At 64.8% G+C, this 15,441-nt stretch carries 14 protein-coding genes; 5 read left to right on the plus strand and 9 right to left on the minus strand.

Features of this window, described 5'->3' with window-relative positions; translation table 11 throughout:
* Positions 1 to 17: 17 nt before the first annotated feature.
* Positions 18 to 713 carry a hemolysin III family protein gene (locus tag IVB42_RS24685; protein ID WP_018453680.1) on the plus strand — a complete coding sequence of 232 codons (696 nt, stop codon included), beginning with the start codon at positions 18 to 20 and terminating at the stop codon, positions 711 to 713.
* 56 nt (positions 714 to 769) lie between these two features.
* Positions 770 to 1,564, plus strand: coding sequence for an SDR family oxidoreductase (locus IVB42_RS24690; RefSeq protein ID WP_247395358.1), 795 nt, complete (start codon positions 770 to 772; stop codon positions 1,562 to 1,564).
* 60 nt (positions 1,565 to 1,624) lie between these two features.
* On the opposite strand, the gene mdlC is transcribed toward IVB42_RS24690, so the two are convergent.
* The 4 genes from mdlC to IVB42_RS24710 form a co-directional block, all read right to left on the minus strand.
* Positions 1,625 to 3,247, minus strand: coding sequence for a benzoylformate decarboxylase (gene mdlC, locus IVB42_RS24695; protein WP_247296115.1), 1,623 nt, complete (start codon positions 3,245 to 3,247; stop codon positions 1,625 to 1,627).
* A gap of 138 nt (positions 3,248 to 3,385) precedes the next feature.
* On the minus strand, positions 3,386 to 4,234 hold the full coding sequence (locus tag IVB42_RS24700; RefSeq protein WP_018453683.1) for a MaoC family dehydratase N-terminal domain-containing protein: 849 nt from the start codon (positions 4,232 to 4,234) through the stop codon (positions 3,386 to 3,388).
* Positions 4,235 to 4,249: 15 nt separating this feature from the next.
* Entirely contained in the window at positions 4,250 to 5,353 is a 1,104-nt protein-coding gene (locus IVB42_RS24705) for a CaiB/BaiF CoA-transferase family protein (RefSeq protein ID WP_026232572.1), read from the minus strand.
* Positions 5,354 to 5,363: 10 nt separating this feature from the next.
* The gene (locus tag IVB42_RS24710) at positions 5,364 to 6,533 is read right to left on the minus strand and encodes an acyl-CoA dehydrogenase family protein (protein ID WP_018453685.1); all 1,170 of its coding nucleotides are present in this window, start codon (positions 6,531 to 6,533) and stop codon (positions 5,364 to 5,366) included.
* A gap of 124 nt (positions 6,534 to 6,657) precedes the next feature.
* Between IVB42_RS24710 and IVB42_RS24715 the strand changes: the two genes are divergently transcribed.
* Positions 6,658 to 7,578 (plus strand): LysR substrate-binding domain-containing protein, encoded by a 921-nt coding sequence (locus IVB42_RS24715; RefSeq protein WP_085349559.1) that lies wholly within the window; start codon positions 6,658 to 6,660, stop codon positions 7,576 to 7,578.
* Between the two features lie 322 nt (positions 7,579 to 7,900).
* Here the strand turns inward: IVB42_RS24715 and IVB42_RS24720 are convergent, their stop codons facing one another.
* Complete coding sequence (locus IVB42_RS24720; protein ID WP_018453687.1) at positions 7,901 to 9,175, minus strand: cytochrome P450; 1,275 nt, start codon at positions 9,173 to 9,175, stop codon at positions 7,901 to 7,903.
* Positions 9,176 to 9,268: 93 nt separating this feature from the next.
* Positions 9,269 to 10,534 (minus strand): cytochrome P450, encoded by a 1,266-nt coding sequence (locus IVB42_RS24725; protein ID WP_018453688.1) that lies wholly within the window; start codon positions 10,532 to 10,534, stop codon positions 9,269 to 9,271.
* A 370-nt stretch (positions 10,535 to 10,904) separates the two neighbouring features.
* On the opposite strand from IVB42_RS24725, the gene IVB42_RS24730 reads away from it, so the two are divergent.
* Both IVB42_RS24730 and IVB42_RS24735 read left to right on the plus strand, forming a co-directional pair.
* Positions 10,905 to 12,059 carry a YjgN family protein gene (locus IVB42_RS24730; protein ID WP_039798822.1) on the plus strand — a complete coding sequence of 385 codons (1,155 nt, stop codon included), beginning with the start codon at positions 10,905 to 10,907 and terminating at the stop codon, positions 12,057 to 12,059.
* 3 nt (positions 12,060 to 12,062) lie between these two features.
* Positions 12,063 to 13,172, plus strand: a complete 1,110-nt coding sequence (locus IVB42_RS24735) for a M48 family metallopeptidase (RefSeq protein WP_247369661.1) — start codon at positions 12,063 to 12,065, stop codon at positions 13,170 to 13,172.
* A gap of 18 nt (positions 13,173 to 13,190) precedes the next feature.
* On the opposite strand, the gene IVB42_RS24740 is transcribed toward IVB42_RS24735, so the two are convergent.
* The 3 genes from IVB42_RS24740 to IVB42_RS24750 all read right to left on the minus strand — a co-directional run bounded on the left by IVB42_RS24740 (position 13,191) and on the right by IVB42_RS24750 (position 15,438).
* The gene (locus IVB42_RS24740) at positions 13,191 to 13,400 is read right to left on the minus strand and encodes a hypothetical protein (protein ID WP_026232575.1); all 210 of its coding nucleotides are present in this window, start codon (positions 13,398 to 13,400) and stop codon (positions 13,191 to 13,193) included.
* A gap of 78 nt (positions 13,401 to 13,478) precedes the next feature.
* Positions 13,479 to 14,108 carry a uracil phosphoribosyltransferase gene (gene upp / locus IVB42_RS24745; protein WP_007614501.1) on the minus strand — a complete coding sequence of 210 codons (630 nt, stop codon included), beginning with the start codon at positions 14,106 to 14,108 and terminating at the stop codon, positions 13,479 to 13,481.
* 91 nt (positions 14,109 to 14,199) lie between these two features.
* Positions 14,200 to 15,438, minus strand: coding sequence for a URC4/urg3 family protein (locus tag IVB42_RS24750; RefSeq protein WP_247296112.1), 1,239 nt, complete (start codon positions 15,436 to 15,438; stop codon positions 14,200 to 14,202).
* Between the last annotated feature and the right edge of the window lie 3 nt (positions 15,439 to 15,441).

The raw sequence follows: 15,441 nt of genomic DNA on the forward strand, positions 1-15,441 counted from the left end.
TCACCTTGCGGATTGCCATGACCGTCTTCCAATTGAAACAGCTCGCATCCTCCTCCGTCCACGCAGCCGCCGACGCGGTCGGCTGGCATTACGACCGCGCCGAGTTGATCGCCGACGGCGTGATCCACGCGATCGGCGTGCTCTGCGGCATCATTGCCGCGACCGTGCTGGTGGTGCTGACGGTGCTCTTTGCCGACGCGACCGACATCGTCGGCGTCTCGATCTACGTCGCCGGCCTGCTTTCGATGCTGGTGTTGTCGGCGACCTATAATCTGTGGCCAGTCTCGCCGGCCAAATGGCTGCTGCGGCGCTTCGACCATTCGGCGATCTATCTCCTGATCGCGGCGACCTACACGCCGTTCATCCTGGAGGTGAAGGACAGTGGGTTCGCGCTGGTGCTGCTCGCCGGCGTCTGGTGCGTGGCGCTCCTCGGCATCGTGCTGAAACTTCTCTACCCCGGCCGGTTCGACCGCGTTGCGGTCGGGATCTACCTAGCGATGGGCTGGAGCGGCATCATGCTCTACGATTCCGTGGTCAAGGCGCTGCCTGCGCTGGTGCTGGGCTTCGTCCTTGCGGGTGGACTGCTCTACAGCTTCGGCGTGATCTTTCATGCCTGGCGGCGGCTGCGCTTCCAGAATGCGATCTGGCACGGCTTTGTCTTGGCCGGCGCGGCGTGCCATTATACCGCGGTGCTCGACCTCGTGTTGAGCTGAGCAAGCTCCGCGAAGCGCAATAAGCCAAAACGGTACAAGACAAGAGGAGACGTCGCATGCAGGTGACCGGCAAGGTCGTGGTCGTCACGGGCGGCGCCAACGGCATCGGCAAGGCGCTGTGCGAAGCCTTTCACAAGGCGGGTGCGGCCAAGGTCGTCGTCGCCGACATGGACGCGGACAACGCGCGGGCGGTCGCGGCCACGGTGGATGGCGCGGCCTTCAAATGCGATGTCGCGCAGGAAAAGGATATTTCCCACGTCATCGAGAAGACCGAGCGTCAGTTCGGCCCGATCGAATTGTTCTGCTCCAATGCCGGCATCGGCGGCGGCTTCGACCCGATGTCGGTCAATGCCGGCGGCGCCTCGGATGAGCCCTGGCAGCGCAGCTGGGCGATCCACGTCATGGCGCATGTCTATGCGGCGCGGCATCTGATCCCGCGCATGAAGGCGCGCGGCGGCGGCTATTTCCTTAACACGATCTCGGCCGCCGGCCTGCTGTCGCAGGTCGGCAGCCCGGCTTACTCCACCACCAAGCATGCCGCGGTCGGCTTTGCCGAAAATCTCGCGATCTCGCACAAGGCGCACAACATCCGTGTCTCGATCCTCTGCCCGCAGGGCGTGGACACCAACATGCTGCGTTCGATCCCCAAAGGCCCGCAATCCGGCGACGGCGACCTCTCGCCCGAGCAGGTCGCCAAGGACGTGCTCGCCGGTCTCGATCAGGAGACGTTCCTGATCCTGCCGCACCCGCAGGTGCTCGGCTACATGCGCAAGAAGACCGAGAATTACGACCGTTGGATCGGCGGCATGGCCAAGATCCAGGCTAAGATGCGGGAAGATTTCGGGACGTAGGAAGGGGCCTGCCACGACCTCCGGTGTCGTCCTGGCTTTCGCCAGGACGACGGTCGGCCCTCAATGCTTCTGCCCGTACAGCACCGGCACCGCCGAATCCACGACCACCTCCACCAGGCTCGTCCCTTCGAATGCCATCCCGCGCTTGAGCGCCTCGCCCAGTTCGGCCGCCTTGCTCACCCGCACCGCATGGCAGCCCATGCCCTCGGCCAGCCGCACGAAATCGATCCCCGGCAACTCGAGTCCCGGCACGTTCCTCACCTGCATCACCTGGCTGAACGAGCGCATCGCGCCGTAGCCGGAATTGTTGATGACGATGATGGTGAGCGGCAGCTTGCGCTGCGCGGCGGTCCACAGCGCCTGGATCGAATACATCGCCGAGCCGTCACCGATCAGGCACACCGTGCGGCTCGTCGGCTTGCCGAGCGCCATGCCGACCGCGGCCGGCAGCGAGTAGCCGAGGCCTCCGCTCGCCATGGTGTAAAAACTGTCCTGGCCGCGCATCGGCATGAACTTTTGCATGGCCGGCCGGTGCGAGGGGATTTCCTCGACCAGCGACGCGCCGTCCGGCATCGCCTGCGACAGCGAATGCAGCAGGAATTCGACCGGCAACGGATCGCCGGCTAGCAGGGCCGGCGGCAGCGTTCGCCCCTTCGGTGCCGCGCGCTTGCTCTCCGGCAAGAGGTCGAGCAGCATTGCGAGCGCCGGCTTCATCGTCGCGATGATGCTGGTGCCGACCGGCGTCACCGCCGCGGCATCCGGGTCATCGGTGATCTGGAAGATCGTCGCGCCGCCGTCGAAGATCGCGGCATGGCCCTCGACGTGGAAGGTGAACACCGGCGCGCCGATCACGACGACGAGGTCGTGCTCGCGCAGCGCGTCCGACAATTGCGCCGGCGAGGCATGCAGGAAACCCGCGAATTGGGGATGACGTTCCGGGAACGAGCAGCGCGCCGAAAACGGGCTGACCCAGACGCTGGCCCTGGCCTTCTCGGCCACGCGCACCATCAGGTCGACCGCGCCGGCGCGATCGACGCCGGGGCCGACGACGAGGGCAGGGTGCTTGGCTGAATTGAATGCGGTGACCAGCGCCTTCATCGCGTCAGCTTCGGGCCCGATCTCGCGGCTGACCTTGCGTGCTTCGATGGGAGCGGCCGCATGCGCCCAGTCGTCGACCGGGATCGAGACGAAGGTCGGCCCGCATGGCGGCTGCATCGCGGTGTAATAGGCGCGCGCGATGGCGGCCGGAACGTCCTCGGGCCGCGCCGGCTCCACGCTGTACTTCACATAAGGCCGCGGGAATTCGGACGCACGCTCGGCATAGAGGAACGCCTGCAAGGGGAGGATCGAGCGTGCCTGCTGGCCCGCGGTGATCACCAGCGGCGTCTGGTTGCGATGCGCGGTATAGATGTTGCCGAGCGCGTTGCCGACGCCGGCGGCCGAATGCAGATTGACGAAGCCGGCATTGCGCGTCGCCTGCGCATAGCCGTCGGCCATGCCGACGGCGGAGGCTTCCTGAAGCGCGAGCACGTAGTCGATGTCGTCGGGCCAGTCGCTCAGGAACGGCAGCTCGGTCGAGCCGGGATTGCCGAATACCTTCTTGATGCCGAAGGAGCGTAGCAGGTCGAGCGTCGCCTGCTTGACGGTGACGGATTTGGTTGTGGCTTTGCCGTTCTTCACCATGGTTGCCGTTCCCTGTTGTCCATCGGCGCTGCTACCTCACCCGTCATTGCGAGCGCAGCGAAGCAATCCAGAATGCCGCCGCGGCGACAGTCTGGATTGCTTCGTCGCTTCGCTCCTCGCAATTACGAGGAGAGACCATCACCACACCGCGGTCCCCTTCATCGTCGGCTGCCCCTCCGCGTTCGCGGTCCACAGCTCCATGCCATCAGCGGTCTCGTTGGCGTTGATGGAGAACTCCGAGCCCTCGAACAGCGGCTGGAGGCCGCGATAGGTGAACTTCTTCGGCGGCTTGCCGCCGCGCAGCTTCGCCGCCATCTCGATGATGAAGGTTGCCTGCAACGGCCCGTGGAAGATCAGGCCCGGATATCCCTCGACCTTGGTGACGTAGTCGCGGTCGTAATGGATGCGGTGGCCGTTGAAGGTCAGCGCGGAATAACGAAACAGCAGCACGGGATCGGAGACATGCGTCTGGCGATGCTGCGCCTTCGGCGGCGGAGGCGGCGCCTTTGCCGGCGCGGACGTCGTCGTCATCTCGCGATAGACGATGTCCTGCCGCTCGCGGATGGCGATGCCGCGCGGCGAGGAGATGCTGTGCTCGACCGAGACGAAGCACAGCGTGCCGGTCGAGCCGGTCTTCACCTGTACGTCCGCGATGCGCGAGCTCCGCGTCGATTCGTCGCCGACGCGCAGCGGCTGCAGGAACTCGATCTCGCCGCCGGCCCACATCCGGCGCGGCAGCGGCACCGGAGGCAGGAAGCCGCCGCGGGTGGGGTGGCCGTCGGGGCCGAGCATCGACATCGGAAACACCGGCTGCGCCAGGCACCAATGCACCGTGAACGGCGCCGCGTCGCCCGGCTTGGGCGCGCCGACCTCCTGGAACAGCGTCGCACGCAGGCCCTTCACGAGCTGCGCGGTGACGGTGTCGGTGGCCTCTTCGCTGCGGCCGATCCATTGCCTGAGATGATCGATGTCGAGCTTCTCGGTCATGACGCCTCGCTCTTGTTATTTCTTGGATTGGGGATTTTCGCCGATCGCCGGTACAGCACCATAGCTGCGCGTCTCGCCGACAATGATCGGCGCCGGCGCGGGATAGCTGACGCGTCCCTGCGGCGTGTCCACCTCGATGCGGCGCAGATGCGGATGCTTGGTGAGGTCCGCCATGGTGTTGACCTCGGCAAAGGCGATGTCGGCCTCGGACAGCCGCTTCAATAGCTCATCGCGCGTCATCTTGCCGAAGGCATCCGCGACCGTCTTGTCGGTGAAGTCGCGGTTGCGCACGCGCTCGACCATGTTGGCCACGCGCGGATCGGCGGGCAGATCGGGCTGGTCCAGCACTTTTGCGCAAAGCGTCTTCCACTCGCGCTCGCTTTGGATCGAAATCAGGATGTCCTTGCCGTCGCTAGACGTGAACACGCCATAGGGCGCGATCGAGGGATGGCGCAGCCCCATGCGCTTGGGCGGATTACCGGCTTCGGAATTGAGCAGCGGCACGGTGCACCAGTCCGCCATCACGTCGAACATAGAGATGCGGATGTCGGCGCCCTTGCCGGTGCGTCCGCGCCCGATCAGCGCCTCCAGGATCGCCGCATGCGCGGTGGCACCGGTCGCGACGTCGACGATGGACATGCCGACGCGCGAGGCGCCGTCGGGATTGCCGGTGATCGAGGCAAGGCCGCTCTCGGCCTGGATCAGGAGATCATAGGCCTTGCGGTGCGCATAGGGGCCGTCGTCGCCATAGCCGGTGATCGTGCATGAAATCAGCCTGGGATAATCCTTCAAGAGCCGCTCCCGCGAAAAGCCGAGCTTGTCCATCGAGCCGGGCTTGAGATTCTGGATCAGCACGTCGGCGCTCGCGATCAGTCGCTCCAGTTCGGCGCAGCCTTCCCTGGTGGCGAGATCGACCACCGCCGATTGCTTGCCGCGGTTGAGCCACACGAAGTAGCTGCTCTGGCCCTTGGCCGCCGCGTCATAGCCGCGGGCAAAATCGCCCTCGGGCCGCTCGATCTTGATGACTTCCGCGCCGGCATCCGCCAGCCGCGACGAGCAGAACGGTGCCGCCACCGCCTGCTCGACCGCAATCACCCTGATCCCGTCAAGTGCTCCCATGATGGCTGCCTCAGTACGAGCGGGGCATGCCGAGGACGTGCTCGGCGATGAAGGACAGCACGAGGTTGGTCGAGATCGGCGCGACCTGATAGAGCCGCGTCTCACGGAATTTGCGCTCGACGTCGTACTCCTCGGCGAAGCCGAAGCCGCCATGGGTCTGGACGCAGGCATTCGCCGCTTCCCACGACGCATCGGCCGCGAGCATCTTGGCCATGTTGGCCTCCGCGCCGCAGTCGAGCCCGGCCTCGTATTTGCGCGTCGCTTCCTTCACCATCAGTTCGGCCGCGCGCATCGCGGCGTAGGCCTTGGCGATCGGGAACTGGATGCCTTGGTTCTGGCCGATCGGCCGGCCGAAAACGCTGCGCTCCTTGGCGTAGCTGGTGGCCTTGGCGATGAACCATTTGGCGTCGCCGACGCATTCGGCAGCAATCAAAATGCGCTCGGCATTCATGCCGGAGAGGATGTAGCGAAAGCCCTTGCCCTCTTCGCCGATCAGATTTTCCGCCGGCACCTTCATGTCGGTAAAGAACACTTCGGTGGTGGCATGGTTCATCATGGTGCGGATCGGGCGGATCTCGAGGCCCTTGTTCTTGGCCTCGCGCATGTCGACGATGAACACCGAAAGTCCATCCGTGCGCTTCTTGACCTGGTCCTTCGGCGTGGTGCGCGCCAGCAGGAGCATCAGGTCGGAATGTTCGGCGCGGCTGGTCCAGATCTTCTGGCCGTTGACGACGTAGCCGGCGTTGCCGTCCTTGCGCGCGAAGGTCTTCAGCGAAGTGGTGTCGGTGCCGCTGGTCGGCTCGGTGACGCCGAAGGCCTGCAGCCGTAATTCGCCGCTCGCGACCTTCGGCAGATATTTTGCCTTCTGCTCGTCATTGCCGTGCCGCAGCACGGTGCCCATCGTGTACATCTGGGCGTGGCAGCCGCCGCCGTTGCAGCCCGCGCGCTGGATCTCTTCGAGGATCGCCGCGGCCGCTGAAAGCTTCAAGCCCGCGCCGCCATATTCCTCGGGGATCAGCACCGAGAGATAGCCGGCCTCGGTCAGCGCGTCGACGAAGGCCTTCGGGTAGGCCATCTCACGGTCGAGCTTGCGCCAGTATTCGCCGGGAAACTGCGCGCAGAGCTTTGCGACGGCTTCGCGGATGTCGGCGTGATCTTCGGTGTGGTGTTCTTCACTCATGGGGTTTCCCGTATGTGCGGCAGTTAAGATAACGCCGGCCGATCCTCTGGCGTTGTGAAAACACTGCCAGCCCCCTATGCTCATTTGCTATAGCGTATGGAGTAGCCTTCCAGGATTGGCAAGCATGGATTTCCGTCAGCTCAGGACCTTCAGTTGCGTGGCGGAGCTCGGCAGCCTCTCCAAGGCGTCCGATACGTTGCGCGTGGCGCAGCCGGCGCTCTCCAGGCAGATCAAGCTCCTGGAACACGAGCTGCGCACGGAATTGTTCACCCGCAACGGCCGCGGCATGGTGCTCACGGATGCCGGCCGCCTCTTGCTGGCGCGCACCTCCGGTATCGTGCGGCAGATCGACCAGATCCGCGACGACATCCAGTCGTCCAAGGGGCCGCCATCGGGCCAGGTCGTGCTCGGCCTGGTCCCGACCGTGAGCTGCGTGCTGTCGGCGCGCTTCGCGCGGCGCTGCGTCGAAAAATTTCCCGGCATTTCGCTGCGCATCGTCGAGAGCTACAGCGGCCATCTCGTCGAATGGCTGCATCGCGGCGAGATGGATCTCGCCATCCTCTACGGCCGCTCCGCCGATCTGCATCTCAACGTGGAGAGCTTGGGGCGCGACAACATCGTCGCGGTTGGTCCGCGCGGTTGTGGCCTCGCGCGCAAGAAGAGCGTCGATGTCGGCTGGCTGCTGCGGCAACGGCTGGTGCTGCCCAGTCATTCCCACGGTCTCCGTGCGCTGATCGAGCATGCGGCGGCCCAGCGCAAGATCAAGCTCAACGTCCAGCTCGAGGCGGATTCGTTCCGCGTGCTCACGAGCCTCGTCGAGGAAGGCCTCGGCTTCGCGCTGCTGCCGCCCTCGTCGGTCCACGGCGAGGTCGCGGACGGGCGGCTGGAAACGGCTGTCGTCTCGAAGCCGATGACGCGCGAACTCATATTCGCCTCTCCGATCGACCGTCCGGTCTCGACGGCCTCGCTTGCCGTCACCGCCCTCCTGCGCGAGGAAGTCGCCGCCTGCCGCAAGGACGGCGTGTGGGACATCAAGTTGAGTTAGATGTGGCGGTGCGGTTTAGGACAGAAGGCCGTATGCGACCCATCGCATGTTGCGCGAGCTGTCATGCCGGAATTTTATAGCTGGGGTGGAGTCGCCCGCTCTCAATCCACCCCCGCGTGTCATTGCCCGCGAAGGTGGGCAAATCCAGTATTCCAGAGCCCGCAGTGCTTGAGCCGAGAAGCCGCGGCGTACTGGATGCCCCGCTTGCCGCCTACGCTAAAGCTTCGGCGCCCCTGGACCTCAGCCCGGCGAAGCCTTGGCGTAGCCGGGTCGCGGAGCATGACAGCTGAGGTTGAGAAACACCTGCCGTATAGCGAGCACTCTACCCCGGAATCCTCACCGGCAGCGACTCGTACCCCTTGATGAAGCTCGAATAGATCCGCTTGGGCTCGCCGACTACCTCGATGCGGTCGAAGCGCTTCAGCATCTCTTCCCAGACGATCTTGAGCTGGAGTTCGGCGAGGCGCATGCCGACGCAGCGGTGGATGCCGAAGCCGAAGGAGAGATGGGTCCGCGGCCGCGGGCGGTCGATGATGAACTCGTTCGGCTTTTCGAACATCTCCTCGTCGCGATTGCCGGAGACGTACCACATCACGACGCGGTCGCCCTTCTTGATGTGCTTGCCGCCAACTTCAGTGTCCTGCAGCGCGGTGCGCCGCATATGCGCGAGCGGGGTCTGCCAGCGGATCACTTCGGGCACCATGGAATCGATCAGTTCCGGGTTGGCGCGCAGCCTGTCGTACTGCTCCGGATTCTCGTTCAATGCCAGCACCGAGCCGGTCATGGTGTTGCGCGTGGTGTCGTTGCCGCCGACGATGAGCAGGATGATGTTGCCCATGAGATTATCGGGGTCCATGAAGCGCGTGGCGTCGTTGTGCGCCATCAGCGACAGCAGGTCGTTGCGCGGCGCGGAGTTGACGCGCTCGTTCCAGAGCTTGGACATGTAGGCGTAGCATTCGTCCATCTCGCGGCGGCGCTCTTCGGCCGAGGCCACGATGCCGCTCTTGGGCAGCGCGGTCGCGACATCGGACCAGCGCGTCAGCTTGCGCCGTTCTTCCCAGGGGAAGTCGAACAGGGTGGCTAGCATCTGCGTCGTCAGCTCGATCGAGACGCGCTCGACGAAATTGAAGGTCTCGTTGCGCGGCAGATTGTCGAGCACGGTCTGCGAGCGCTGGCGGATCAGTTTTGCCAGTTCGTCCAGATGCGTCGGCGTGAACATCGGCGACACCGTCTTGCGCTGCGACGAATGACGCGGCTGGTCCATGGCGATGAAGCTCGGCCAGTCATAGCCTTCCGGCACGTCGCGGATCCCGATGCCGCCGAGCGTTGAATCCGAGGAGAACAGGCCGTGATTGGTGTCGACATGCATGATGTCGTTGTACTTCACCACCGACCAATACGGCTCGATCGGCGCATTGGTGCAGTAATGCACCGGCTCTTCCTTGCGCAGCCGCTCGAACCACGGCCACAGGGTGTCGTCCTGGAACAGCCTGGGCGCGCCCGGGTGGAATTGCGCCAGCGGCGTCGCATAGGCCTCCTCGCGCGCCCTGCGCATGCGTTCGGCCTTGTCCACTTGAACCGGCGCTTGGATGTTCATGGTGGTTTGCTCCAGTTGCTTGCTTGACCTCTCCCGCGTGCGGGAGAGGGGGCACAGCTTCCTTGTGGACGTGTCGAACTCATCTTTGCGAATCTAAGCCGCGATCTTCACCGGCAAGGTTTCAAGACCCTTCACGAAACTCGAATAGACCCGCTTGGGTTCGCCGACCACCTCGATATGGTCGAATCGCTTGAGGATCTCTTCCCAGATAATCTTGAGCTGGAGTTCGGCAAGCCGCAAGCCGACGCAGCGGTGGATGCCGAAGCCGAACGAGAGATGCGTGCGCGGCCGCGCGCGGTCAATGATGAATTCGTAAGGCTTTTCGATCGCATCGGCGTCGCGGTTGCCCGAGACGTACCACATCACGACCTTGTCACCTTTCTTGATCTGCTTGCCGCGGAACTCGAAGTCCGCAAGCGCTGTGCGCCGCATATGGGCCAGCGGCGTCTGCCAGCGGATCACTTCCGGCACGAAGCTGTCGAGAAGCGCTGGGTTTTCGCGCAGCTTGCGATATTGCTCCGGGTGCTGGCTCAGCGCGTGGAGCGAGCCCGACATGGTGTTGCGGGTGGTGTCGTTGCCGCCGACGATCAGAAGGATGAGATTGCCGAGGAAGTTCTTCGCGTCCATGTCGCGCGTCGCGGCGCCATGCGCCATCATCGACAACAGGTCGCTCTTCGGCGGCTGTTCGATGCGTTCCTTCCACAGTCGCGTGAAATAGCCCGCGCATTCCGTCAGCTCGGCCTGACGCTCGTCTTCGGTGGCGACGAGGCCGTCGGGGCCGGGAATGGTGGTCGCGATGTCCGACCAGCGCGTCAGCTTGCGGCGATCCTCCCAGGGAAAGTCGAACAGCACCGCGAGCATCTGCGTGGTGAGCTCGATCGAGACATGGTCGACCCAGTCGAACACCTCGCCGCGGGGCAGATTGTCCAGGCACTCGGCCGAGCGCTGGCGGATGCTGAGCGCGAGATTGTCCAGATGCGTCGGCGTGAACATCGGCGCCACGGTCTTGCGCTGCGCCGCATGGCGCGGCGGGTCCATCGAGATGAAGCTCTCGCGGCGCAGTTCCGGATCGATGTCGCGGATGGTGATGCCGCCGAGCGAGGAGGCCGAGGAGAATACCGAATGATTGGTCTCGATCTCCATGATGTCGTTGTAGCGCGTCACCGACCAATACGGCCCGAACATCGAGTCCTTGCAATAGTGCACGGGATCTTCGCGGCGCAGGCGATCGAAATAGGGCCAGAACGTATCGGTCCTGAACAGCTCTGGGTCGCCCGGATCGAACTGCTCCAGCGGCAGTGACGTAGCGCGTGCGCGTAACGCGTCGAGCTTCGCCGCGTTTTCGATGGTCCCATGCATGACCGCTCTCCCTGACATCAACCGCGCGTTCTCGTTGAATTCTGCGCTGCGGTATTTGATTTGCAATTACAGCCGGTTGTCTGCGCCGGAGCAAGGGCGAGTTTTGCCACATGGGTGTGATGTAGCCCGGATGGAGCGGAGCGAAATCCGGGATTCGGTCCGCCACTGCCGCTGTCCCGGATTGCACTGCGCTCCATCCGGACTACGAGGCCATTGATCCAACAACGTGATCTCGCGCACGCCCTCGGCCGTGGAATCGTGCCAGAAATCGACCGGAATCGAGCTAAATCGAACCCGCCCATCTTGGGGATCGACTAATCTCTGATCTATAAGTTTGATCGAACCAGGTCCGCACCCCGAGGTTGCCGCCGTGAACGACATGCAATGGGCCCCCATCGGCTCCGAACCCTTACCCCCGCCGCTGCCGCCCACGCGGGTCGATTTCACCGGCAACCGTACCGAGTTTCGCAAATTGGTCACCAAGGGTGCCCTGCTCGAGCTCGTCACCTTCGGCTTCTACCGGTTCTGGCTCGTCACCGACATCCGCCGTCATCTGTGGGCGAACACCGCGGTTGATGGCGACGCCGCCGAATATACCGGGCGGGCCAAGGAGCTGCTGGTCGGCTTCCTGTTCGCGCTCGCGATCCTGGTGCCGATCTACCTCGCTTACTTCCTTGTCGGTATCGAGTTCGAACGCTGGCAGGGCTTTGCCTCGACGCCGCTGTTCATCAGCTTCTACGCCTTTGGTCAGTTTGCGATCTTTCGCGCGCGGCGCTATCGCCTGACGCGCACGGTCTGGCGCGGCGTGCGGTTCTGGATGGACGGATCGGGCTGGGCCTATTCGTTCCGCGCCATGCTGTGGGGCTTGCTCGTGTTCCTGACGCTCGGGCTCGCATTGCCGTGGCGCGAGGCCTCGCTCGAACGCTACAAGATGCGGCACACCCATTACGGCGATTTACGCGGCGATTTCGAAGGCGACGGCTGGACATTCTTCAAGCGCGGCTGGTGGCTGTGGCTGCTGAGCCCGATCGCGATGGTGATCTTCCCGCTCGCGCCGTTCTTCTATGCCGAGTTCAAGGCGCGCGAGTGGCGCTGGTGGCTCGACGGTATCCGCATCGGCGACGTCAGCGTGTCCTCGCAATTGCCGCACAACGCATTCTACGCGTTGTACTGGAAAGTGATCGGCTGGTGGATGCTGCTCTCGGCCATCTTCGCCGCCTATATCGGCGGAGCGACCATGCTCGTCGTCAAGCTGAGCGGTCTTTCGGTCGAGCAGGCGTTGGTGCGGGGCAATGCCGCCAAGAGCATCCCGACGCTGGTGATGATGGTGATCGGCTACTTCGCACTCGCTCTCGCCCTCAACATCGTCATGCGGGTCTATCTCCAGCGCGATCTCTGGGCCAAGGTGCTGGAAACTGTCGAGGTGCACAACATCGGAGCCGCGGCGGATGTGCGCGGCAGCGCCGAGCTCGCCAGCGCGCTCGGCGAAGGCTTTGCCGATGGACTCGATGTCGCGGGATTCTGAGCTGTGAGTGAGTTGTCCACAGAGGTCCCGGCGCAATCCGCAAAGCCGACGATCTTCTTCGACGGCGTGTCGAGCCGCAGGCGGCAGGTGGCGCTGACGCTCGGTGACGCGCTCGAGATCCTCGAAGAGGGTGCGACGCCCGTTCGCTGGGCCTATGCCGACATCCGCTGCGCCGATAGCCCGCCCGGCATCTTGCGGCTCGCCTGCGCTTCCGCTCCGCCGCTGGCCCGGCTGGAAATCCGCGACGCTCTGCTCGCGTCAGACGTGACCGCGCGCTGCATGCGGCTCGACGAGCACCAGACCTCGCGCCGCGGGGTCGCAAAAATCGTCGGCTGGTCGATGGCTGCCGCCGTCTCCATTGTCTGCGTCGTGCTGTTCGGCGTGCCGCTCGCTGCCGACCGCCTCGCGCCGCTGGTGCCGAAACCGATCGAGCGGCGCATTGGAGATGCGGCGGAGGTTCAGGTGAAGACGATCTTCGGGCGCAGCGAGTGCCAGGATGGGGCGGGGAAAGCCGCCTTCGTCAAGCTCGTCAATCGGCTGCGCGATGCCGCCGGCCTCGACGACGATTCCATGACCGCGGGCGTGCTGCCGACCCCGGTGCCGAACGCGTTCGCGCTGCCGGGCGGCAAGGTGTTCGTGCTGAAGGGCCTGCTCGACAAGGCCGAAAATGCCGACGAGATCGCCGGCATCCTCGCCCACGAGCTCGGTCATCTCAAGCATTACGACAACATGCGCGGCCTGATCTACAACGGCGGCACCTCGTTCCTGATCGGCCTGTTGTTCGGCGACGTCACTGGCTCGAGCGCCGTGATCTTCGCCTCGCGCAGCGTGGTTGAGGCTTCCTATTCGCGCGAGGCCGAGACCGCTGCGGATACGTTTGCCATCGAGATCATGCACAAGCTCGGCCGTTCGCCTAAGCCTGCAGCCGAATTGATGTTCCGCATCACCGGCAAGGAAGGCGGCGGCCTCACGTCGATCCTGGCGAGCCATCCGCTGACCGAGGACCGCCTCGCGCGCATGACGAAAGAAGACCGCCCCGCCAGCGGCCCGCCGCTGCTCACGGATGCGGAGTGGCAGGCGCTGAAGGGGATCTGCGGCAGCGGCAAGGTGTGACGGCCCGCCCTCAGCGCATCACTTCGCGGGCGCAGCAGGTGGATTCGATCCGGTGGTGACGCTCGGCGCGTTGTTCGGATTGGAGGTCGTGGTCTGCGGGCCGACGTCGCGTCCATTGTAGAAGAAGACGGCAGCGACCACGGCGATCACGAAGATCGCGCCGATCGCCCAGCCCACCGGGCTGTTGCGGCGTGCTCTGTCTGCCCTGCGGTCATCCTGATAGGTCATCGTGCTCTCCATCGTAGAGCAGGAAAACCTTGCGCGAGCGAACCTGTTCCTAACGTGACGCGGTTTGCAAGCCGGCGCCTATCTCGTCCCGTAGGCGCGGTCGCCGGCGTCGCCGAGGCCCGGCAGGATAAAGCCGTTCTCGTCGAGACCTTCATCGACTGCGGCCGTCCAGATCGGCACGTCAGGATGCAGTCCGCGCAGCCGTTCGAGCCCTTCGGGGGCGGCGATCAGGCAGGCGAGGCGAATATCCTTGGCGCCGCGCTCCTTCAGCCGGTCGATTGCGGCCACAGCCGTGTTGGCGGTCGCAACCACGGGCGTCACCACGATCGCCAGGCGCTCGCTGAGATCGGACGGCGATTTGAAGAAGTACTCGACCGCGGCAAAGCTGTGCGGCTCGCGGTAGAGGCCAATATGGGCGACGCGCGCGGTCGGCACCAAATCCATCATGCCGTCGACGAAAGTGGTGCCGGCGCGCAGCATCGGCACGAACACCAGCTTCTTGCCCGCGATCTTGGCCGAATGCATCGTCGCCAGCGGCGTTTCGATAACGGTATCGGCGAGCGGCAGGTCGCGCGTCACCTCGTAGCACAGCAGCATGCCGATCTCCTTGATCAGCTCCCGAAACGATTTGGTCGAGATCGATTTGTCCCGCACCAGGGTCAGCTTGTGCTGCACCAACGGATGATCGACGATCGTGACGCCTTGCATGATCGGATGCCTTTCTTCCTTCTCCCCTTGTGGGAGAAGGTGGCGCGAAGCGCCGGATGAAGGATCTGTTTCCGCGAACTCGAACGAGAGACTAGAACACCGTACCGTCGCTGATCACCTTGAGCGGCGGCGAACCATCGGGCCGGCGCGCGAAGGCGATGGCGCGGCCCGCGGCCCAGGTGCCGCCTTCGAGAATGCTGGCGAGCGGCAATGTCTCAGGAGTGCGCCCGAGTTTGGCGCGGACCAGTTCGGCGAGCCGGTCCAGCAGCGCCACGGTCAGCGCGCGCCACTCGACGACGAGCAGGGAATCCACCGCATGCGCGCGCTCGGCATCGGCGGCGTCGCGCAGGCGCAGCACCTCGTGATCGACGAACAGCCCGCCATTGCGATATTCGGCAAGCCCGGTCAGGCCGTCGATGTCGGTGACGTCGAATCCGGCGCGCTGCAGCGGCTCGATCAACGAATAGCTCAGCCATTGCGACAGCTTGTGCAGGGGCACAAGGCCCGCGGTAGCGTCATCGGCCTTGATCGCCGGGTGGCGCCAGCAATCGCCGAGCGGAATCCCGGCAAGCTCCAGCCGCGACGGCCAGATCGGTCCGAGCTGATTCAGCACCGCCGAGAGAATCGCGGGCGCGGGAACCGCGCCGCCCTTCGCCTGCGCCGCGATGTGATCGAACAGCCCGCCCGGCCGCGGGGTGTCGTGCGCGCCGAACACGTCCGCCCGCTCCGCCACCAGCTTGCCCAAGCGGCGCAGCAGATCGGTCCGCCCCTCGACCCCGAGCAGCGGATTGGCATCGCTCACCTGAAAGGCCGAAGTGAGCGCGGCGAGTGGCAGTCGCGCGAGCACGTCGGCATCGGTCCTGAAGGGCGCGCGGGGATCGTGGGAAAAAAGGCCGCTTGCGAACATGTCGAGGCTCGCAATCGCGAGTCCCTCGGATCGGCCGATGCTCTGTCCCGTCACCGCGTCGCGGTATCGCCACGCGGCACCCGCGCCGGCGTCGAGCAGCACGCTGACGATGGCAAGGTCGAACTCCGCGCGCGCCCGTGCCGCGCGGTCGGGCCATGACGTCGCGTCCGCGAGCCGCGCCCAACGGTCGACGCCATCAAGCACGAAATGCCGCCAGCGCGCATGGAACGGAATCTCCAGCGTCGGATAGGCCTCGCGCGTCACGGCGAGAACGGCGTCGGCAACGCCATCCATGCGATCGAGATCGATGGTGAAATGCGTCAGCCCGCCGTTCAGACCGATCCCAAACATCTCGCCGGCACGCGCGCGAACCGCTGCTGCGCTAAGCAGCGAACGGGCCTGCAATTCCAAAGCGTCTGCCATCAA

The organism is Bradyrhizobium sp. 45 (genome assembly GCF_023073155.1).
Lineage (GTDB): Bacteria > Pseudomonadota > Alphaproteobacteria > Rhizobiales > Xanthobacteraceae > Bradyrhizobium > Bradyrhizobium canariense_D.